The organism is Paraburkholderia sp. GAS82, assembly GCF_050436285.1.
Taxonomy (GTDB): domain Bacteria; phylum Pseudomonadota; class Gammaproteobacteria; order Burkholderiales; family Burkholderiaceae; genus Paraburkholderia; species Paraburkholderia phenazinium_B.
The window spans coordinates 351643-370789 of sequence record NZ_JBNDLX010000005.1 but is presented as its reverse complement, the minus strand read 5'-3'; the positions used below and the strand labels follow the sequence as shown (position 1 = coordinate 370789).

Genomic DNA, 19147 nt, shown 5'->3' with positions numbered 1-19147 from the left:
TTTTTTAATAGATTTTCAGGGTTTGGGAGAGTTTTGAAGAGGTATTTCCTAAGCATTCCCTGACATCAGTTCGAAGCCTTCGTCGAGCCAACCGGTCACACCACCGATCATCACTTTGACCGGCCGCCCCAGCTGGGCGAGACGGATGGCGCCGCGCGTGGCGCCGTTGCAGTGGGGCCCGGCACAATAGGTGACGAACAGCGTGTCGTCAGGGTAATCCACGAGCTTCGAGGCGACGATTTTTCCGTGCGGAAGATTGATCGCACCGGCGATATGTGCCTGTAAATATAACGCTGGACTGCGCACGTCGAGCAGCACGAAAGCGGGTTTCCTTGTGGCGCACGCGGCAAACACATCCGAGCAGTCGGTTTCGAAGCGAAGCGATGCCTGGAAATGGGCGAGGGCGGCAGCGCTGTCGGCTGCGGCGATGGCGGTTACTGGGTCGAGGCTGTCAGCGGGCGACATGAAGGAACTCCTGTTAGCGGTGGATGCGCCTTCATTGTTGCGGATGGCGAGTCAGCGGAGAAGTGGCGTGATCGTCAATCTACGGTAACATCACGCCATGCAAGATCATCTCGTCGCCGCGCTGGTTTACGACCGGCTCTGTACCTTCGAATTCGGCTGCGTTACCGAACTGTTCGCACTCGAGCGTCCGGAGCTCGAGCGGGAGTGGTATCGCTTCGCAGTATGCGCAGTCGAGCCAGGACCGCTGCGCGCGGCAGGCGGTATTACTGTTACGGCGCCGTACTCGCTGCGGCTGCTCGATCGCGCCGCGACGATTGTTGTGCCGGGCTGGCGCGATGCCGACGAATTGCCGCCCGCGCCCCTGCTGGCCAAAATTCGTGCAGCCTACCGGCGAGGCGCGCGGCTCTGCTCGATCTGCTCCGGGGTCTTCGTTCTTGCGGCGGCGGGGGTGCTCGACGGCAAAACCGTCACCACTCACTGGCGCTACGCGGACAAGCTGCAGCAACGCTATCCGCAACTGCGTGTACAGACCGACGCGCTGTACGTCGACGAAGGGCAGGTGATGACTTCGGCCGGATCGGCCGCGGGGCTCGACATGCTGCTGCATCTGGTGCGGCGCGACCACGGTAGCGCGATCGCGAACCGGGTGGCGCAGCGACTCGTCGTGCCGCCGCATCGTGAGGGCGGCCAGGCGCAGTTCGTCCCGCGACCGATGCCTCAGGACGAGGGCGGTCGTGCCGCCAGATTGATGGACTGGATCAGGGCGAACCCGGCATTGCCGCATACATTGAGCTCGCTTGCCGGGCAAGCGGCGATGAGTCCGCGAACGTTGCAGCGTCAGTTTCATGATGCCACCGGGATGGCCCCCTACGAGTGGCTGGTGCGTGAACGTGTGGCGATCGCGCGCGAACTGCTGGAGGCGCAGACCCCATTGCCGATGGCGCGCGTTGCACAGATGGCCGGTTTTGGCTCGGAGGAATCGCTGCGCCGGCATTTCCGGCGCATCGCTTTGACGAGTCCTGGAGCGTATCGGAAGAAGTTTGGCGCGGATGCGGGTGATGGGTGAGAGTGGGCGCGCGAACAGGGCCTGTCTAGCGCGGCGATCAGCGCGCATCTCGTCCAGCACAATTGCATCGGTATCCGCCAGGCCGATGATGGCTATGGCGTATGGAAGCTAACGAGCCGGGTGCCGATACCGATGCGGCCTGTTCACCCCGTCAACAACTTTCGGCGCGAGTTCGCACATTCGTCGATTTTCTGTCAGCATCACTGGTAGCACCTGAACCTGTGAAAGCACATTCGCGTAGCGGGCGCGTTCATGCAAAAGTTCATGCAGGACGCTCCTTATCGAGTACGTAATTGCCCTCACTTCCACTCATGCTCGGAAAACCTCTCGTCTTTGCTGCTATCGCTGTGCTAGTGCCGTCGTTCGCTGCCGCCCAGGCGTTCGATACCGGCTCGCGTGCCGAGGCGTACCGTCGCTACGTGCTCGCCGGCAAGGACGTGCAGTGCCGCACCAACGCCTCATGCGCGGCGCTCGGTGTTGCAGCGCTAGATGCGGGACGCATCAAGGATGCGCAGACGCTGGTCGACATGGAATCGATGCTGGCCGATGCGGCCACCTTGCAGGCCGAAGAAGAGAACTCGCCGAAGGCCCTCAATTCGGCGCATGCACGCGCCACGATGGCCCTGATCCACGAGGGCGATGTGCAGGCGGGGCTGGGCGCGTTTTCGAATGCCCGTGCGTACTATCGCACTGCCGCAAGCCGCGGCAAGGACGCGCCCGACGATCCGATGCTAAGCCGCGTCGTCGAGGTGGCGCAGCAACGTCTGTCCGGTATCGCAGACAAGCAGGTGGTGCAGGGTCTGCCCGCGTCCGGGGTGAGCTTCGCACGTTATCTGAGCCTGGGCGCATGGAGCACCGTCACACTCGCCCCGGTGAAAGGGCGTCACGGCGTGTATCGGCTCGAGGCACGGTTCGTCTATCCAGGCGTCAGCAACGAAGGTCAGCCGGTGGTCAACACTGGAACCGTCGTGGCAAACGTGCGGTTTTTCGGCGCCATTGCGCGAGTGGTCGTCTCGGAAGAGCCGGTCGGCGCCACGATCGAGGCCACTGCGAAAGCGGGCAATCTTGGCGCGTACGACGGCCACGGGGATAAATGCCTGCTCGAGTTCAGGCTGACCGCGCCTGAGACGCTAGACATCGCGACGCACGGCGCAGTGGCCGCATGCCGCTTCGGTCCGAATGTTGCAGCCGATGGCCGATATTATCTGAAGACAGGCTCTTAAGCCTCGTTCGAGATTCGCAATCCGGGGGAGCGTATGCGTAATGCAATGGACTATCCGGCGGTGGTATTTGTGTCGACGCTGGTGGCGATGTCCTTGTCGGCGTGGATTGGGGCGAGTCTGCTCAGGCGTGTGAAGGCCTTCACTGCAGAGTCGCGCGAAGACTTCAACGTCGTTCAGGCCGCGACGCTCACGCTGCTTGCGCTCATGATCGGCTTCAGTTTTTCCATGGCAGTGGGGCGATACGATCAGCGCAAGAACTATGAGGAAGAAGAAGCCAACGCAATCGGCACGGAGTTCGTGCGTGCGGATTTGCTGCCCGCAGCGAATGCGCGGCAGGTGAGAACGCTATTGGGTCATTACCTCGAACAACGCGTGCTGTTTTACACGACACGCGATGTGCAGGAGCTCGAACAGATCAACACGGCCACTGCGCAACTGCAGTCGGGTTTGTGGGCCGCAGTGCGCGACGCTGCTGCGGCGCAGCCGACGCCCGTCACTGCGCTGGCTGTTGCCGGCATGAACGATGTATTGAACTCGCAGGGGTACACGCAGGCCGCGTGGTGGAATCGCATTCCGATCGCCGCGTGGGGGCTCATGGTGGCGATCGCGGTGTGTTGCAACCTGCTGGTCGGTTATGGCGCACGCTCGGCCAAAGTGGGCCTGACGCTGCTGCTGGTATTGCCGCTGGTGGTCGCGACATCGTTCGCGCTGATCGCGGACATCGATAGCCCGCGTGGCGGGATCATTCGTGTGAGTCCGATCAATCTGGTGGCCACGGCGCGATCGCTGCGTCCGGGGTGATGACGCCTTGACGGCGGCTGCCCGCACAACGGGCAGCCGCAACGAGCTTAGTGCGGATGCTCGTCTTTATGCTCACCTTCCGGCTTGTGCTGCTCTGGAGCCGGATGCGGCTGTGCATGTTGCTCCGGGTGCGGTTCCGGATGCGGCGCTGCCGGGTGCGGATTGGCATGAGGCTCGGCCGGATGCGGGTTCGCGTGTGGCGCCTGGGCCGGTTGCGCTTCATGCGGCCTGGGTGCGGCTTCCTGAGCATGCTGTGGCTGCTGGCCGGCGGCGGCTTCGGCAGGACGCTGTGGCTCGGGCTGCGCATGCTGGGCTTCCGGCTGGGCATGCCCGGCTTCCGGTGCATGCGGCGCCGGAGCAGTGGCTTCGGCAGGGCGCGCGTTACGTTCTTCCGGCTGTGCGTGCGGAGCTTCGCCTTGCGGACGCGGTACGCCGTTCTCATGAGCTTCGTTCGGATGCAACTGCTCCCCGGCTTGCGGCTTCGGAGCGGCGGCATTCGGTGCTGCTGCACCCGGAGCCGCTGCATTCGGCGCATGACCCGCTTGCGCCTCATTGCCGTGCCCAGGAGCGCCTTGCGGACCGACTGGATGCACTTGTGCCCGGTTGATCACCTGGAAGCCTCCACGAGGCGCTGCTGTACCCGGCGCGCCCGGATGTGCCGCGGCAGTGAAGGCACTAGGCGCCGCAGTGCGTACCACCGGTGCGCCGGCTCCCGCCACCTTGCCGCCGCCCGCTGCAAAGCGTTGGGCTAACGTGTCGTGGTAAGCGGCCGGCACGACCGGTGCGCGAGTCGCTACCACCTGCCGCTGCGCGAGCGCTGCCGGTGCACCTACATGAGCCGGACGCAGCGCGCCGGCAAAGCTCTGCTGAACCGGCGCGATAGCGGGCGCGCCGGCACCGATCTGCGCATGGGCCAGATTCTGCGCATTGAACGGACGCGCTGCCTGCGCAACCGCCTCGCCGCGTACGAACGCATTTGCCGGAACCGCCGTAATGGCGCCCGGTGCGTTCTGGTTGATGTACGTGTTGTGGATGTTGTTGATGATCGTCGTGTTGTGAACATTGGTGATGTTCACGTTGTTGATGCGGTTGTAATACGTCGGGCTGTAGTGATACGCCGGATGCCACGGCTCTCCCGGTCCGAGTGCAAACCACGCCACGCCGGCGCCTACTGCTCCGCCAATCGCCAGGTCGACACCCCAATGCGCGCCGCCGCCACCACCACCGCCGCCGACGAAGGCCACCAGCGCCGGTGCATACACCGGCGGCTGGCTCACGACCACCGGACCCGGCACCCATGCCCACGCGCGGCCGACATAGGCCCAGCGTCCATAGTGGAAAGGTGCGAAGCCCCACGGCGCGTCGTCCACCCACGTCCAGCCCCACGGCGCGATCCACGCCCAGTGGCCTTCGTGATACGGCGCCCAGCCAGCCGAGACAGCTACGGTCGGCACCCACACTTCGCCGTAGGTCGGGTCGCTACGCCACGTACCGTTGGCGTCGAGGTCTTCATAACCGGGGATTTCGCGTGAGACGTAGCGTGCGGAGACCGAGTTGTCTTCCGCGCGATCGCGGCTGGCGACCCACTGGTCGAACGCATCGGGTGCCGGTGCACCGCCGCCTGCCTGCTGTTGCAGGTTGGTGCCGACAAACTGGATCTGCTGGCCCGCGTTCACCTGGAACGAGCCTCCGTCACCGTACACCGTGGCGGTGCCTGCACGCACCGTGACGGTGGTCGAACTGCCGTCGGCTGCAACGTCGACGCGGAACAGGCCTGGCGCGGTGGCGACAAGCGCCACGTTCGGCGTGTCGATCTCGAAGTTCTGACCGCCCGGCAATGCGCGCACGTGAGCGGACAGCGTGCCTTGCGTGACCTTCAACTGCGTGATCGTGTCATTCAGGTTGACGATGTCGAGCGCGGTCTGCTGGTCGAGCCGCAGCGCCGTCGAACCGGCATGCAGTTCCGCGCGCGCGTTGGCGTCGGCCCACAACTGGTCGCCGGTCGTCAGCGGCCGGTTCAGTACGGCATAGGACCAGTCGGTCAGGCCGGCAGGTTCCAGCGTCACGGTGCCGGCGAAGTAATTCAAACGTGCGACGCGGTCAGGCGGGTCACCGGCAGCCGAAGCAGCGGGCGCTGTGGGCGAGGGCACCTGAGCGTGGCCCGCGAACGGAATCATGGCAAGAACGGCGGAGACCGTGAGCGCGGTCGCGCGCAGGCGGTGGAAGGTTGTTGTCATTATCGGCTGCTCCGAAGGTTTCATTTTGTCAGGCCCGAAGTCGAAAGCGGCCCTTATGTGTACGTCCAACTGGCTAACGTCGCGAACGGGGGAGCGGATGACATTCGCGTTGTAACCGGGACGCGAGTTTGCAACGAAATGTGAGCGCTGCATAGAGCCCGTTGGACGATCGTAAGAGCGCGCTTTGCGGCGGCAGATTCGATCCCTTGGAGACCTATCGAAAAGCAGGCCGATTTGTAAGGACATGCAACCATTGCGTAATCGGCTTGCTGGTGAGAGCTTGCGATGCAGTGCGACGCAAGGATACGCGAAGGTTCGAACAGTGGAGGACGTACTGCGTGGCGGGGTACGACAGCGGCGCGTCTGGCGTGACCGTGAATAGATTAATTTACAGCGGGCGTGATAGCGCAGGGCGGCAGGCCGCCCTGCGTCGACGGGTCAGTTTGCTGCGTCGGTTGTGCCCGGCGCGTACGCGCGCCGGCCGGTCAGACGTGCGGCGATGCGGCCGAACGCCAGCCATTGCTGGGCGAGCAGGCCCTGGCCGTAGGGGCGGTTATCGCCGAGCGGTGCCGGCAACTGATCGCGAATACCGGTCGGCTCGACCGTGCGATTCCACGATGCCGTGCGGAACATCATGTCCCACCACGGAAACAGCACACCGAAATTGCAGCCATAAGCCGTGCCTTCATGACCATAACCGACCGCGTGATGACGGCGATGAAAGATCGGGCTGACGATGATGCGCTCGAGCAGCCACCCATACGGCAAGCGCGCATTGACGTGCTGAATGCTCTGCATGAAGTTACTGACGGCAATCAGCACGACAAACTGGTTCGGTTGCACGCCGATAAACAGCGAGATCGCTGCAAAGAACGCGGCCTGGATGATGTCGTCGAGGAAGTGATTGCGGTCGTCGTTCCACAACGACATCTGCTGCTGGCTGTGATGCACCGCGTGCAGTTCCCACCAGACGCCGAAGCGGTGTTGCCAGCGGTGATACCAGTAACCGGCAAAGTCAAGCACGACCAGATAGATCAGGAACGAGACGATCGGCTGATCCGTCACCCCTGGCCAGAGGCTGTCGATATCGATGTTTGGAACGTTGTAGATCGAGATCAGGCTCTGCCAGTGATCGAACAGCGGCTGCAGCATGAAAAAGAACGCGATATTGATGATGCCCAGCTTGGCGATCCACGTGTACAGCACATCGGCGCGCAGGGCCTTGCGGTCCTTCCACTCTTCGATGGGGCGCAGCGTTTCGAGCGGACGCAGTGTGAGGTATGTGATGACGATTTCCAGCGCGCCGATGATGACCCAGTACAGGGCGTCATAGGTGTCTTCGTCGTAACCCATCAGGCCGAAGCGGTAGAAAAATGGCTGCACCACGTCGACATATAGCAGCGTCTGCAGGGCGGACACCATGTTGTCGAGCTGCGTGACGATTTCATGGAACATCAGAATCCTCGTGAATAACTGGTCATGCAATGCATCTTTAAGCAGGCCGTTCGTTTAGTCCGGGTTCGGTGCAATTACCGGTGCGCGATTGTCGAAATAGATACCGTGCGGCGAGCGGCCCACTGCGATGGTATCGATCAGTTTGCGCGTAGTCAGGTCGATGACGCCGACGTGCTTGGCGAAGCGGAACCCGACCCATAGATAGCGCTTGTCCGGAGTTAGTTCCATGTCGTCCGGTCCGGGCATCAGTCCGGTGATGTCGCCGACGTTGGTGAGCGTGGTGTAGTCGATAATGCTGATCGTGCTTTCGACGCGATTCGAGACCACCACGTGCTTGCCGTCATCGAGGTTGCGGAAGTTGTGCGCGCCGCGTCCCGTGTGGATCTTTTTGACGATCTGCTGCTTGCGCCAGTCGACCACGGCCACGTCGTCTTCGCCGGTCATGCCGACCAGCAGGTACTTGTCGCCGGGCGTCATCCACAGGCCGGCCGGCTCGTTGCCCACGTGCATTTTCCACAGCACCGTTTGCGTGGGCAGGTCGATGGCGGCGAGTTCGCCCGAGTCCTGCAGCGTCATGAACACGGTGCGGCTGTCGGAAGCGAACGTCATGTGGCTCGGCGTCTTCGCAAGCGGGATGTGCTTGACGAGCGTCATGTTGGTGCCGTCATAGTGGTAGATGTCGGCGCGGTCCATGCGCAGCGCAGCCGTGACAAACCACTTGTGATCCGGCGAGAAACCGAGTTGATACGGGTCCTCGATACCGTCGACGGTGCGCTGCACCGCGCCGGTGTGCGGGTCGACGAACATCAGGTTGTTCGAAATCGAATCGGCGACGATCAGCGACTTGCCGTCCGGCGTGATCATCAGGTGATGCGGTTCTTTGCCGGTCGGCTCGGTGCCGACCACTTTGTGGGTAGCTTCGTCGATCAGCGAGAGTTCGGACTCGCCCGAGTCGAGCACGATGACCCGGTCGGCGGCGTAAGCGGTATTCAGGTGGCCGATCAGGGAGAAGGCGGCCGCGGCGGCCAGGGTGGCTCTCGAAAGAAATGTAACCGGCGAGTAAGGCATTCTGTAAAGTATCCGAAGGTGTAAAGCGACACCGAAAAGCTGTGCCTTCATGGAAGTGCGGTAAAGCCGCACTTCATTAACGTCCTGAGCGCGGTTTTCGATGACGCACGCTCGCGGCAAATGTGAGAAATTAGCACGTGTGGGCCGATCAAATGCCTGCGGATCGCATCTTTTGCGATTCGGGGCAATCCGACGAGGCACAGATGGACGAACGTGTGCGCGACAAAACGGCCTACGGCACGGTCACCGGGCGCACCACCCTGGCGATCCGCGAGGTGCTCGAAGGGCGCCGCCGCGGCGCGGCCATGGTGTTGCCGTTTGCAGGACCGGCGGTGGTCGTCTCGGTGGCCTATATGGACCCCGGCAACTTCGCGACCAACATCCAGGCCGGCGCTCGCTACGGCTACGCCTTGCTGTGGGTGGTTCTGCTCGCCAACATCGTGGCCATGCTGTTTCAGGCGCTCTCGGCCAGACTTGGCATCGTCACGGGGCGCAATCTCGCCGAATTATGCCGGGAAAATTTTCCTGCGCCGCTCGTATTCGCGATGTGGATGGTGAGTGAAATTGCCGCAATGGCGACCGATCTGGCCGAGTTTCTGGGCGGTGCGATCGGTCTCGCGTTGCTGTTTCATATGCCTTTGCTGGCCGGCATGATCGTCACGGCGCTCGTCACGTACTTCCTGCTGTTGTTCGAGAAGGCCGGTTTCCGGCCTCTGGAACTGGCGATCGGCGCGCTGGTCGGCATCATCGGGCTCTCCTATCTGGCCGAACTCTTCATCACGCGGGTGGCGTGGCCAAGCGTATTCGGGCATCTTTTTACGCCGCAATTGCCGGATGCCGGTGCGGTGACGATTGCCGTGGGCATTATCGGCGCCACCGTGATGCCGCATGCGCTGTTTCTGCATTCGGGCCTCACGCAAAACCGCGCTCCCGCGCGCAACGAGGGCGAACGGGTCATGCTGCTGCGATTCTCCAATATCGAAGTGGTAATCGCCCTCACGATTGCGGGACTGATCAATATCGCCATGGTTATCATGGCGTCCGCGGCTTTCCATGCGGGCCATCCGGAAGTCGCCGAAATCGAAACGGCGTATCACACGCTTGCACCGTTGCTCGGCATTGGCGCGGCAGGGATCTTCCTGCTGTCGTTGATTGCGTCGGGAATCTCGAGTTCGGTGGTCGGGACCATGGCAGGGCAGATGATCATGCAGGGCTTCGTCGGCTTTCAGATTCCGCTGTGGTTGCGAAGAGCGATTACGATGGTGCCTTCGTTTATCGTCGTCGCGTTGGGCGTGAATGCGACGCATGCGCTCGTCATCAGCCAGGTGGTGCTGAGCTTTGCGCTGCCTGTGCCGATGGCGGCACTGATCTGGTTCACCTGCCGCGAGCGGGTGATGGGCCAGTATCGGAACGGTGTGCCGATGATGCTCGCGGCCGGGTTCTCGGCGGTCGCGGTGCTAGTGCTGAACGCGGTCCTTCTGTTGCAAACTTTCGGCGTCAATGTGCCGGGATTATCGAGTTGAAAACCGCATCGAAATGGAGTTGAAGCTGGAACTCATCATCCGCCCAGCCACGGTTGCTGATATAGGTGGCGTCGCCGATGTTTTTCTCCGGGCGCGCAAGGAATTGATGCCGTTTGCGCCGCTCGCGCATTCCGATCTCGCCGTCTGCCGGTGGATCGCAGACTGGTTGATCCCGACGGGTGGCGTCACGGTGGCGACCGACACGCGAGGGCTGATCGTTGGCATCGCCGCGGTCTCCACAGTCGACGGCGTGCTGTGGCTCGATCAACTCTACGTCATGCCGTCGCGAGTCGGCCAGGGTGTCGGCACGAGCCTTCTGGCTGAGGTGAGGGCGAACGCGCGCTTGCCCATTCATCTGCATTGCTTTGCCGAAAACAAACGGGCGCGCGCGTTTTACGAGCGACATGGATTTGTCGCGATCGCTTTTGGTGACGGCAGCGACAACGAAGAAGGATGTCCCGATGTGGTGTATGCGTTGCAGCCGGACGGGACCCAGTTGGCCAATGACATGGGACCGTCTGGTTGAGATGCAACTGAGAGCCGCAATGCGGCTTTACATGCTGCGGAGTCCGAAACCATCGAGTGCGATGGCCGGTTCGCGGCGTGCGACCAGATCTCCAATCAGACGTCCCGACGCAAGCGCCAGCGTGAAGCCGAGCGCACCCTGTCCCAGGTTCAGCCAGAGGTTGGCAAAGCGCGTGCCGTCGATGACCGGCATGCTCTTCGGCGTGGCGGGGCGGAGTCCGCACCACACGGCGGCGGTGTCGAAATCGACAGCACCGGGAAAGGTGGCGGCCGATTGCGCACGCAGCGTCGCTACCCGTTTGAGATCGATGTCGGCGAGCCGGCCGGTGATATCGGCCATGCCCGCGATCCGCAGCCGGTTTCCCAATCGTGCATAGACGATCTTGCGCTCGAAGTCAGTGATGCTGATGCGCGGCGCGGCCGCATCTGCCACAACGGGCGCGGTCAGGCTGTAGCCCTTGAGCGGATAAAGCGGCACACGAATCCCTAAGGCGCGAAGTAGCGGTACGCTTGGCGCAGCGTTGGCGAGCACGATGTGATCCGCGTCGAGCCGTTCCTCACCCGCATACGCAGCAACGCTTTGTGCCGAGACCTCGCGCAGTTGCGTGACCGCGGTGCCGAAACGAAATCCAACCCCGCGCTCGCGCAATAGCTGCATCATGCTCACGCAAAACTGGTAGCAGTCGCCACTGTCTTCACTGGCGGTAAAAATGCCGCCGCGCAACTGGCTGCCTAGATGGGCGAGGGCGGGTTCTCTCGCGATGCACGCCTTCGCATCGAGCGCGTCCTGTTCGCAGCCGAGCGAGCGCTGGTAGTCCAGCAGACGGCACGCTGCATCGAAAGCAGCGTCCGTGCGATACACCACTAGCTTGCCCGCGTTCGCGTGTTCGAAGCGTATGTCGGGTTCATGCACGAGCAGTTCATGCATCAGATCGCGGCTGAAAAACGACAAAGACAGCAGCTTGCGGGTACACGCCTCGCTCTGCTCGAGCGTACAGGCACGCGCGAACTGCAGCAGCCAGCGCCACTGCTCCGGGTCGGCGCTTGGCCGGAAGCGGACGGGCGAATCGTGGCGCAGCAGCCAGCCAGGCAGTTTGGAGAGGACGCCCGGGCCCGCGAGCGGGGCGACATAGCTATAGGAGAGCTGACCGCCGTTGGCGAAGCTGGTTTCGAGTCCGACGTCCTGGTTGCGTTCGACGACGGTGACCCGATGTCCGTCGGCGCGCAGATACCATGCCGTGGCGAGTCCGATTACGCCGGCTCCGATGACAAGTACATGCATGGCAGTAGGGGGTAATTGGGAGACCCAGGTGAATGAGCAACCATTGTTCCGTAGTGCCGTTGGGGCCGTCCAATACCGATCTGCAGGCGGGTTATAGCTCCGGGTTATAGACAGCCTGTCAGCGGGCTTCAGGTGTCGGTCGCTTCGCCGCCTTCGCGCAGGAATTCGATCAGACGCTCCGCGCTGCGCGGCGGCGGATGCTCATGCTGGGTCAAGGCATAGACGTTCAGGCTGGCGTCGATATCGAGGGGCCGCACCTGGATCTCCGCGCCAGCGGGCGGATAGTTCGCGGTGAACGAATCGACGAGGGCCACGCCCACACGCGCCTGCACCAGCGACTTCGCGAGCGGGTAGGTCTGAACCGAGATGGCGCTTGCCGGGCTTTGTCCGGCGTCGGCGAGCCAGTTGGACAGAATGGCGCCAAGGTAGTCGTTGGCGTCGATCGTAATGAACGGCTGATTGGCGAGTTCTTTCGCCTGCAGCGGTCGTGTGAGCAGTTTCGCGGACCACCAGCCGGGCGGCGCGATCGCGCACAGGTTGCAGCGGCGCAGCGGCGTGAGCAACAGGTTCGGATGTGAGACCGGACTCATGGTCAGGCCAAGTTCGATTTCGTCGAGTAGCAGGGCCTGCTCGATCTCACGCGTATGGGAAACAGCGAGTTCACAACGCAATTGCGGAAACGCTTGTGCCCAGCGTGCAACGGCCTGGGGCAACAGATGATGCGCCAGCGCGGGTGTTGCCGCGACGCGCAACGGACGCGCTGCGCCTTGCGAAAGACTCGTGACGAGCCGGCGGATGCGCTTCAATTGCTCGTCGAACGGCGTCAACTCCTGCTGCAGGCGCAACGCCTCCTGGGTCGGCACGAGCTTGCCCTTGCTGCGCAGGAAGAGCGGAAAGCCCACCGTGCGTTCCGCGTGCTGAAGCATCTTGCTGACAGCCGGTTGCGAGATGTGCAGGAGTCGCGCCGCCGCATTGGTGGAACCGGTCAGCATGATGGCACTGAACACTTCGATATGTCGCAAACGCACCCGAGGCTCCTGTGGAGTGACGTGAGGCCCGCATGATGACGCGCCTATAGCCCGAGGTTATATTACAGCGTTTTATTTTCATTGGGCGCAGCATGGCGCGGTTCATATAGTTTGCAGTGAGGTTCGCAATACGGCTCGCAATGAAGCTTGCAATGAACAGAACAACACCGCAGTCCGGGCCACACCGGATCAATCCGTAGTACATAAGGAGGTTGCGTGGAAGCCAGTTTCTCCAGCTCACAGAAGGCGGCGTGCCTGTCGGGGTTGTTCCTTGCCTGGGCGGTGGGGTACGCGGACCGCATCCTCATGAGCACGGCGATCATTCCGATCGGCCACGAACTTGCGCTCGATGCGCGTGAAGCCGGCATGCTGCTCAGCGCGTTCTACATCAGTTACGCGTTGATGCAACTGGCCGGCGGCTGGCTGTCGGACCGTTTCGGCTCACGTATTGTCGTGGTGCTGTGCATTGTCATGTGGTCGGTGTTTACGGGCGCTACCAGCATGGCATGGTCGTTCGGCTCGTTGCTCGTCATTCGCTTTCTGTTCGGCGTCGGCGAGGGCAGTTTCTCGCCTGCGAGTTCGGTGACGGTGGCCGAAGTGTTTCCCAAGCCGGAAAGAGCGCGCGCCAAGTCGTTTCTGATTTCCACCGTGTTTCTCGGCAATGCAGCGGGTTCGGGCCTGATCGGGTTGACGGTTGCACGGCTCGGCTGGCGTGGTTCGTTTCATATCCTCGCAGTGGTCGGCATGGGTGTAGCGCTGATTCTGTGGTTCGCGCTGCGCAGCGGCATGGCGAGCCAGCGCGAGCGCGCCGCAGACCGTTCACGCGTTTCGTGGAGCGCGTTGCTGCGCACGCCGATGGCATGGAAACTGACGGCAATCTGGTTCTTCACCAGCATGCTGTATGTCGGGGTGCAGTCGTGGATGCCCTCCTATCTGATGAAAGCGTACCGGATCGATCTGCTGCACATCGGTCTCGCCGCGACCGTTCCCAACCTCATTGCGTTCGCCGGGACCAATGCGGTTGGCGTGCTGCTCGACAAGTACGGCAACGGGCGCGAGCGCGTCTTCATGCTGCTTGGCGCGCTGTTTAGCGCGGTATTCTTTGCGCTGATGATCACGACTACCTCGATCGCGCTGCTCGTCATGTACTGGACGCTGTTTCTGCTGGCCTTCAACTTTGTCTATGCCACGGTGTTTTCCGCGCCGTTGCGCCACTTCCCGGAGCATCTGATCGGCAGTGCGACGGGGTTGATGAACTTCGGCGGGCAACTGGGCAATTCGATTGCCCCGGTCGCGATGGGCGCACTGATTGCCGCGAGCGGTGGTTCGTATCTTGCGGCATTCTGGCTGTTGCTGGTTTCCGGGGTGCTGGCGACGCTTGTGTCGGCGACGTGGAACCCGGCCCGCGCCGTTGCGGTTCGTCCGTTGGCGGGTAATCCGTGAAAGGAGATCCGATGCGTGTGTTTACCGGCAGTCTTGCGACCGAGACCAACACCTTCGCGCCGATGCCGACTGGCCTCGCCGCATTCAAGGAGCGTCGCTATTTTCCAGCGGGTTGCCATCCTGCCGAGATGTCGTCGTTTGGTGGACCGCTGTGGGCTGCACGGCAGCGCGCGCAGGCCTATGACTGGACGCTGATCGAAGGCATGGTTGCCTCGGCGCAGCCTGGCGGCACCGTCACGCGCGAGGCTTATGAGTCGCTGCGTGACGAATTGCTGGCCGACCTGCGCGCCGCGTTGCCCGTCGATATCGTGCTGCTTGGCCTGCACGGGGCAATGGTCGCCGACGGCTATGACGATTGCGAAGGCGATCTGCTCGCGCGGGTGCGTGAAATCGTCGGGCCCGGCGTGGTGATCGGCGCGGAACTCGATCCGCATGCTCACCTGAGCGAAGCGATGATCGCGCATAGCGACGTGCTCGTGGCGTACAAGGAGTATCCGCATACCGACATCCTCGAGCGCGCTTACGAACTGGCCGATCTATGCAGGCGTCTCGCACAGCGTGAGATCGCGCCGGTTTCAGCGGTGATCGATTGCGATATGGTCGTGCCGATTCACACGACGCGCGAACCTGGGCGTTCGCTGGTCGAGCGCATCCAGTCGCTCGAAGGCCACAACGGCATTCTGACTGTTTCGATCGTGCAGGGTTTTGCGACCGGCGACGTACCCGACATGGGCACGAAAGTGCTCGTCTATGCCGACGGCGACGCGCAGGCGGCGCAGCAACTTGCGCGTGAACTGGCCGACGATCTGGTGGCGATGCGCGACACGCTGCTGGTGCGCTATCTCGACATCGACACCGCGCTCGACCGGGCCATGGTTGCGCCGCGCGGGCCCGTGGTGTTGGCAGACCGCTCCGATAACCCCGGCAGCGGCGCAGCAGGCGATTCCACGTTTATCCTGCGGCGCATGCTCGAACGCGGTATCCGCAATGCGGCGCTCGGTCCGCTATGGGATCCTGTTGCGGTCAGTATTGCGTTCGACGCGGGCGTCGGCTCGCGGCTCGATATGCGCATAGGCGGCAAGATCGGACCGTTGTCGGGCGACCCGGTGGACGGCCGCTGTGTCGTCAAGGCGCTCATGCGCGACCTGAAAATGACCGGCAATGGCGGAACGCCGACGCAAATGGGCGATTGCGCGTTGATCGAGATGGAGGGCATCGAGATCGTCCTCAACACGTTGCGCGGCCAGGCCATGAATGTGGATCTGTTCACGCAACTTCAGTGTGACCTGTCCATCAAGCGGATTGTGGTGGTCAAGTCGGCCCAGCATTTTCATGCGTCGTTTGCGACGATCGCTGAGGATATCCTGTACGTCGGCGCCCCGGGTTCTGCGAGTCCGGACTGGAATGCGCTGACTTATAGAAAGATCAGGTATCCGAAGTGGCCAATTGAGCAATCTGAATCAGGTTCATTGAACTGAGACCCCTACTATGAGCGAGCACACTGCGCCTCCTTTCGACCTGGTGATTCGCGGCGGCACGGTCGTCGATGGCACGCGCCGTCCGCGCTTCGATGCGGATGTAGGCATTCGCGACGGCATGATCGTTGCCATCGGCGATCTGTCCGGGCAAGCAGCGCGTGCTGACCTGGATGCCGGTGGCAAGATTGTCGCGCCGGGTTTTATCGACTCGCACACTCACGATGACGAGTCCGTGCTGTCCGACCCCGAGATGATCTGCAAGATCTCGCAGGGTGTGACCACCGTGGTCACCGGCAATTGCGGCGTTAGCCTCGCGCCACTCAAAGCGAACATGGCGCTGCCTTTACCGCTTAGTCTGCTGCAGCAACGCGACCCGTCGACGGCATCCGCTTTTGGGCGGTTTGCCGATTACCTCGATGCGCTACGCGCGGCCCCTGCTTCGGTGAACGTCGCCGCCATGGTGGGACACACCACGTTGCGCGTGATGACAATGGACTCGCTCGATCGCGCGGCCACTGATGAAGAGATCGCGGCGATGCGCGACCTGCTGAGCGAAGCGTTAGACGCGGGAGCAATCGGTGTATCGACGGGTACCTACTATCCGCCCGCAGCGCTAGCACCTGCTTCGGAAGTCATCGAGGTGTGCCGTCCGCTGACGGGCACCGGCGCCGTGTACGCGACGCACATGCGAAACGAGGCGGAAGGCTGTGTGGATTCTCTGCATGAAACCTTTGCCATTGGCCGGGCGCTGGATGTACGTGTCGTCATTTCACACCACAAACTGATGCGGGAAGCGAACTTCGGCAAGTCGGTTGTAACCTTGCCGCTGATCCGTGCCGCAATGCAGTGCCAATGCGTCGCGCTCGATTGCTATCCGTACACCGCCAGTTCGACGATGCTGCATACGGTCGAGGAAAAACTACAGAGGCGTGTCGTGATCGCGACCAGCGAGCCTTACCCGGAATACTCGGGACGCGAGCTTGCCGAGATTGCCGACGAATGGAAAGTAAGCCGTGTGGAAGCCGCACAGCGTCTGCAGCCGGCAAGCGCGGTCTATTTCAGCATGGACGAGGGCGACGTCAGGAACATCATGGCCTTCGAGGACACGATGATCGGCTCCGACGGCCTCGCTGGCGGCAGCAAGCCTCACCCGCGTTTGTGGGGAACGTTCCCGCGAGTGCTAGGCCACTATAGTCGTGACGTGCGTCTATTTCCGCTTGAAACGGCGGTCTGGAAGATGAGCGGACTGACCGCCAAAAACTTCGGCCTCAAGGATCGCGGGACTATCGAAGTGGGCAAGCATGCGGATGTCGTCGTGTTCGATGCGGCCACGGTACGCGATCGCGCCACCTATGACGACCCTATCCAGCCCGCCGAAGGCATCGAAGCCGTGATCGTCAACGGCATGCTGACCTGGCGGCATGGCGCGCACCGCGGCGCACGCAACGGTCGGGTGCTTACGCGAATGTAAAGGGGGGGAGCGGGCGTGCACGATGCGGCGTAACGGAGGCACGGGCTCTTCAGGATTCACGCATTTTTCGTTCGCCTGTCACGCTAACAACTTTTTCATGTGGTTCTCTGCTCGGCAATCGTGAAGCAGATGAAACGGTCATAAAGCGCGGTCAAAATCGGACGTCTGCCGTTCGCCAGGTCCGCTTGACCGGGCTGTCCCCTCCCGCAATACGACGACTATTTTCTATGCCATCTAGAGGTCACCGGGTTTCATGCATCATTTGCGCCTATAACGAAGCACCGCGTATCGCTGCGGTGCTGGCGGTGGCGTCGGTCCATCCGCTGCTAGCCGAAGTCATCGTCGTCGACGATGGCTCGACTGACGGCACGGCCGACATCGTCAGGCGCTTTCCTTCGGTCAGACTGATCCAATGCGCGCAGAACCGCGGCAAGAGCGCGGCGATGGCTGCGGGTATAGCAGCCGCGGAGCACGAGTGGCTTATGCTGCTCGATGCCGATCTGAAGGGCCTGGCACTCGACCACATCAGCGCGTTGGCCGCCCCCGTCCTGAGTGGATGCGCCGACGTCAGCATGAGCCTGCGGCAGAACAGCCTGCTGCTGTTTCGCTTTATCGGCCTTGATTTCGTCTCCGGGGAGCGCGTCGTCAGAAAGCAGTTGCTCGACGAAGCGCTCAAGGAAATCCATGGCTTGCCGCGCTTCGGCATTGAAATGTTCATGAACCGGCGCATCATCTCGCGCCGGCTTTCGATTGCGGTCACGCATTGGCCGCACGTCACGCAGGCGCGCAAGACCGAAAAGCTCGGCTACTGGAAGGGCGTGCGCGCCGAGTGGCGCATGATCTCCGATCTGCTGAAGGTGACCTACCCACTTGCGTTGATTACCCAGACGCTGCAGCTATTTGTCCTGCGGGTCGATCATCCGGGCCGCGCTCGGCTTTCGGTAAGAATCAGAAAGCCGCGCGATACGGCCGCGTAAGGGTCTTTGAGAAAGCGCCTGGCTTTGACGTGGTGCCCGGCACTCTATTGTGCGAGCGGTACGGCACCGCGGCGGCGCCACGCCAGCGCGATAAAGCCTGCAGCGCCTAGCAGTAACGGGCAATAGAGCGTCGCAAAGCGCCACAGCACGAGCGCGGTCGCCATGGCCGCGCGCGGCACCCATGGCGCGAATGCGGCGGCCAGCGCCAGATCGCCGCTGCCGCCTCCGGCAGGCACGCCTGTCCACAGCGCCGCGTGCAATACGACGGCCTGCACCGCCAGCACGAAACCAAGCGGCAAGCGATAGCCGAGTTCATGCAGGATGAACCACAGCGCGCTGTAGCGAAGCAGCCATTGCAAGGTGGTCAACACCAGCAGCGCTGCAAGACGCCAGCGCGGCCCCGTCAGCAGCAGCACCCATTGCCGGCCTACGCTCTGGCGAAAGCGGGTCCAGCGTGCGCGCCGCGCCCGCAGCCATACGATGCGTCGCCCCGCTGCGTCGAGCGCGGCGACGGCGGGGCGACGGCAGAGCCACAGCACAGCCACGACGATCGCGAGCGCCGCCAGTATGGTGAGGACGGTAGATAACGGGAAGTTCGGCGTCACCTGACTGAGCGGTCCGAGCGCGAGCAGCAACGAGAGCGGCACGGCGGCCGCGAAGAACGTGAGGTCTAACGCCTGGTCCGCGCCGACCACCGTGGTGGCGAGTGCCCACGAGGCTCCCGAACGCTGCAGCAGGCCCATATTCACGCCGTAGCCCGCTGCGCCCAGCGGCGAGACGAGAAATGCGAAATCGGTTACGACGGTAATCGTTAGCGTGCGCAGGAAGCGTAGCCGCAGGCCAAGCGCGCCTTGCATCAGATGCAGTTTTCCCGCCTTGGCAGCAGCGCTTAGCGCGGCGCTTGCCGCCAGTACCGCAAAGATCTGAAGGGAGACGCTGCGTAAGCCGGTCAGCACGTCATGCGCGCCGAGGATAAACGGCGCACCCATTGCGAGTCCGACGCCGAGTACGGCCAATGTGGTTGCCGCATGACGTATGTGCAGTCGCGTCATGAGTTTCGCCCAGGTCCCCGCCGGGGGCTCGGAGCGTTGCGCGGAACCGGCAC

16 protein-coding genes are annotated in these 19147 nt (G+C 62.6%); 9 read left to right on the top strand and 7 right to left on the bottom strand.

Annotation, left to right across the window (positions count from 1 at the left end; genetic code table 11):
* Positions 1–48 precede the first annotated feature (48 nt).
* The gene (locus P3T17_RS18110) at positions 49–465 is read right to left on the bottom strand and encodes a rhodanese-like domain-containing protein (protein ID WP_429408307.1); all 417 of its coding nucleotides are present in this window, start codon (positions 463–465) and stop codon (positions 49–51) included.
* Between the two features lie 97 nt (positions 466–562).
* Here P3T17_RS18110 and ftrA point away from each other — a divergent pair, with 97 nt between their 5' ends.
* The 3 genes from ftrA (at position 563) to P3T17_RS18095 (ending at position 3555) form a co-directional block, all read left to right on the top strand.
* Positions 563–1531, top strand: a complete 969-nt coding sequence (gene ftrA, locus P3T17_RS18105) for a transcriptional regulator FtrA (protein ID WP_429408305.1) — start codon at positions 563–565, stop codon at positions 1529–1531.
* 311 nt (positions 1532–1842) lie between these two features.
* On the top strand, positions 1843–2754 hold the full coding sequence (locus P3T17_RS18100; RefSeq protein ID WP_429408303.1) for a hypothetical protein: 912 nt from the start codon (positions 1843–1845) through the stop codon (positions 2752–2754).
* Between the two features lie 33 nt (positions 2755–2787).
* Entirely contained in the window at positions 2788–3555 is a 768-nt protein-coding gene (locus tag P3T17_RS18095) for a hypothetical protein (RefSeq protein ID WP_429408301.1), read from the top strand.
* Between the two features lie 47 nt (positions 3556–3602).
* Here the strand turns inward: P3T17_RS18095 and P3T17_RS18090 are convergent, their stop codons facing one another.
* From P3T17_RS18090 to P3T17_RS18080, 3 genes are all read right to left on the bottom strand, one after another.
* Entirely contained in the window at positions 3603–5792 is a 2190-nt protein-coding gene (locus P3T17_RS18090; RefSeq protein WP_429408299.1) for a DUF6600 domain-containing protein, read from the bottom strand.
* Positions 5793–6230: 438 nt separating this feature from the next.
* Entirely contained in the window at positions 6231–7247 is a 1017-nt protein-coding gene (locus tag P3T17_RS18085) for a sterol desaturase family protein (RefSeq protein ID WP_429408297.1), read from the bottom strand.
* Positions 7248–7301: 54 nt separating this feature from the next.
* A complete protein-coding gene (locus P3T17_RS18080) occupies positions 7302–8315 on the bottom strand; it encodes a cytochrome D1 domain-containing protein (RefSeq protein ID WP_083611761.1) in 1014 nt (337 codons plus the stop codon).
* Positions 8316–8518: 203 nt separating this feature from the next.
* Here P3T17_RS18080 and P3T17_RS18075 point away from each other — a divergent pair, with 203 nt between their 5' ends.
* Together P3T17_RS18075 and P3T17_RS18070 are read left to right on the top strand one after the other, a co-directional pair.
* Complete coding sequence (locus P3T17_RS18075; RefSeq protein WP_429408296.1) at positions 8519–9838, top strand: Nramp family divalent metal transporter; 1320 nt, start codon at positions 8519–8521, stop codon at positions 9836–9838.
* Between the two features lie 19 nt (positions 9839–9857).
* A complete protein-coding gene (locus P3T17_RS18070) occupies positions 9858–10364 on the top strand; it encodes an N-acetyltransferase family protein (RefSeq protein WP_429408294.1) in 507 nt (168 codons plus the stop codon).
* 27 nt (positions 10365–10391) lie between these two features.
* Here P3T17_RS18070 and P3T17_RS18065 read toward each other — a convergent pair whose 3' ends face one another.
* Both P3T17_RS18065 and P3T17_RS18060 read right to left on the bottom strand, forming a co-directional pair.
* A complete protein-coding gene (locus P3T17_RS18065; RefSeq protein ID WP_429408292.1) occupies positions 10392–11645 on the bottom strand; it encodes a D-amino acid dehydrogenase in 1254 nt (417 codons plus the stop codon).
* A 128-nt stretch (positions 11646–11773) separates the two neighbouring features.
* On the bottom strand, positions 11774–12673 hold the full coding sequence (locus P3T17_RS18060; RefSeq protein ID WP_429408290.1) for a LysR family transcriptional regulator: 900 nt from the start codon (positions 12671–12673) through the stop codon (positions 11774–11776).
* 216 nt (positions 12674–12889) lie between these two features.
* On the opposite strand from P3T17_RS18060, the gene P3T17_RS18055 reads away from it, so the two are divergent.
* The 4 genes from P3T17_RS18055 to P3T17_RS18040 all read left to right on the top strand — a co-directional run bounded on the left by P3T17_RS18055 (position 12890) and on the right by P3T17_RS18040 (position 18042).
* A complete protein-coding gene (locus tag P3T17_RS18055) occupies positions 12890–14116 on the top strand; it encodes an MFS transporter (protein WP_429408288.1) in 1227 nt (408 codons plus the stop codon).
* A gap of 11 nt (positions 14117–14127) precedes the next feature.
* The gene (locus tag P3T17_RS18050) at positions 14128–15594 is read left to right on the top strand and encodes a M81 family metallopeptidase (RefSeq protein WP_429408286.1); all 1467 of its coding nucleotides are present in this window, start codon (positions 14128–14130) and stop codon (positions 15592–15594) included.
* Between the two features lie 10 nt (positions 15595–15604).
* Positions 15605–17065, top strand: coding sequence for an N-acyl-D-amino-acid deacylase family protein (locus P3T17_RS18045; RefSeq protein ID WP_429408284.1), 1461 nt, complete (start codon positions 15605–15607; stop codon positions 17063–17065).
* A gap of 227 nt (positions 17066–17292) precedes the next feature.
* Positions 17293–18042 (top strand): glycosyltransferase family 2 protein, encoded by a 750-nt coding sequence (locus tag P3T17_RS18040; protein ID WP_429408283.1) that lies wholly within the window; start codon positions 17293–17295, stop codon positions 18040–18042.
* A gap of 44 nt (positions 18043–18086) precedes the next feature.
* Here the strand turns inward: P3T17_RS18040 and P3T17_RS18035 are convergent, their stop codons facing one another.
* On the bottom strand, positions 18087–19094 hold the full coding sequence (locus tag P3T17_RS18035) for a lysylphosphatidylglycerol synthase transmembrane domain-containing protein (RefSeq protein ID WP_429408281.1): 1008 nt from the start codon (positions 19092–19094) through the stop codon (positions 18087–18089).
* Positions 19095–19147: the final 53 nt, after the last annotated feature.

What these genes read in the sequence shown, in the direction of transcription:
- P3T17_RS18075 (WP_429408296.1), top strand. Translation starts at nt 8,519, where the DNA reads ATGGACGAACGTGTGCGCGACAAAACGGCCTACGGCACGGTCACCGGG.
- P3T17_RS18085 (WP_429408297.1), bottom strand. Translation starts at nt 7,247, where the DNA reads ATGTTCCATGAAATCGTCACGCAGCTCGACAACATGGTGTCCGCCCTG.
- P3T17_RS18065 (WP_429408292.1), bottom strand. Translation starts at nt 11,645, where the DNA reads ATGCATGTACTTGTCATCGGAGCCGGCGTAATCGGACTCGCCACGGCA.
- P3T17_RS18040 (WP_429408283.1), top strand. Translation starts at nt 17,293, where the DNA reads ATGCCATCTAGAGGTCACCGGGTTTCATGCATCATTTGCGCCTATAAC.
- P3T17_RS18100 (WP_429408303.1), top strand. Translation starts at nt 1,843, where the DNA reads ATGCTCGGAAAACCTCTCGTCTTTGCTGCTATCGCTGTGCTAGTGCCG.
- P3T17_RS18090 (WP_429408299.1), bottom strand. Translation starts at nt 5,792, where the DNA reads ATGACAACAACCTTCCACCGCCTGCGCGCGACCGCGCTCACGGTCTCC.
- P3T17_RS18050 (WP_429408286.1), top strand. Translation starts at nt 14,128, where the DNA reads ATGCGTGTGTTTACCGGCAGTCTTGCGACCGAGACCAACACCTTCGCG.
- ftrA (WP_429408305.1), top strand. Translation starts at nt 563, where the DNA reads ATGCAAGATCATCTCGTCGCCGCGCTGGTTTACGACCGGCTCTGTACC.
- P3T17_RS18095 (WP_429408301.1), top strand. Translation starts at nt 2,788, where the DNA reads ATGCGTAATGCAATGGACTATCCGGCGGTGGTATTTGTGTCGACGCTG.
- P3T17_RS18035 (WP_429408281.1), bottom strand. Translation starts at nt 19,094, where the DNA reads ATGACGCGACTGCACATACGTCATGCGGCAACCACATTGGCCGTACTC.
- P3T17_RS18110 (WP_429408307.1), bottom strand. Translation starts at nt 465, where the DNA reads ATGTCGCCCGCTGACAGCCTCGACCCAGTAACCGCCATCGCCGCAGCC.
- P3T17_RS18080 (WP_083611761.1), bottom strand. Translation starts at nt 8,315, where the DNA reads ATGCCTTACTCGCCGGTTACATTTCTTTCGAGAGCCACCCTGGCCGCC.
- P3T17_RS18045 (WP_429408284.1), top strand. Translation starts at nt 15,605, where the DNA reads ATGAGCGAGCACACTGCGCCTCCTTTCGACCTGGTGATTCGCGGCGGC.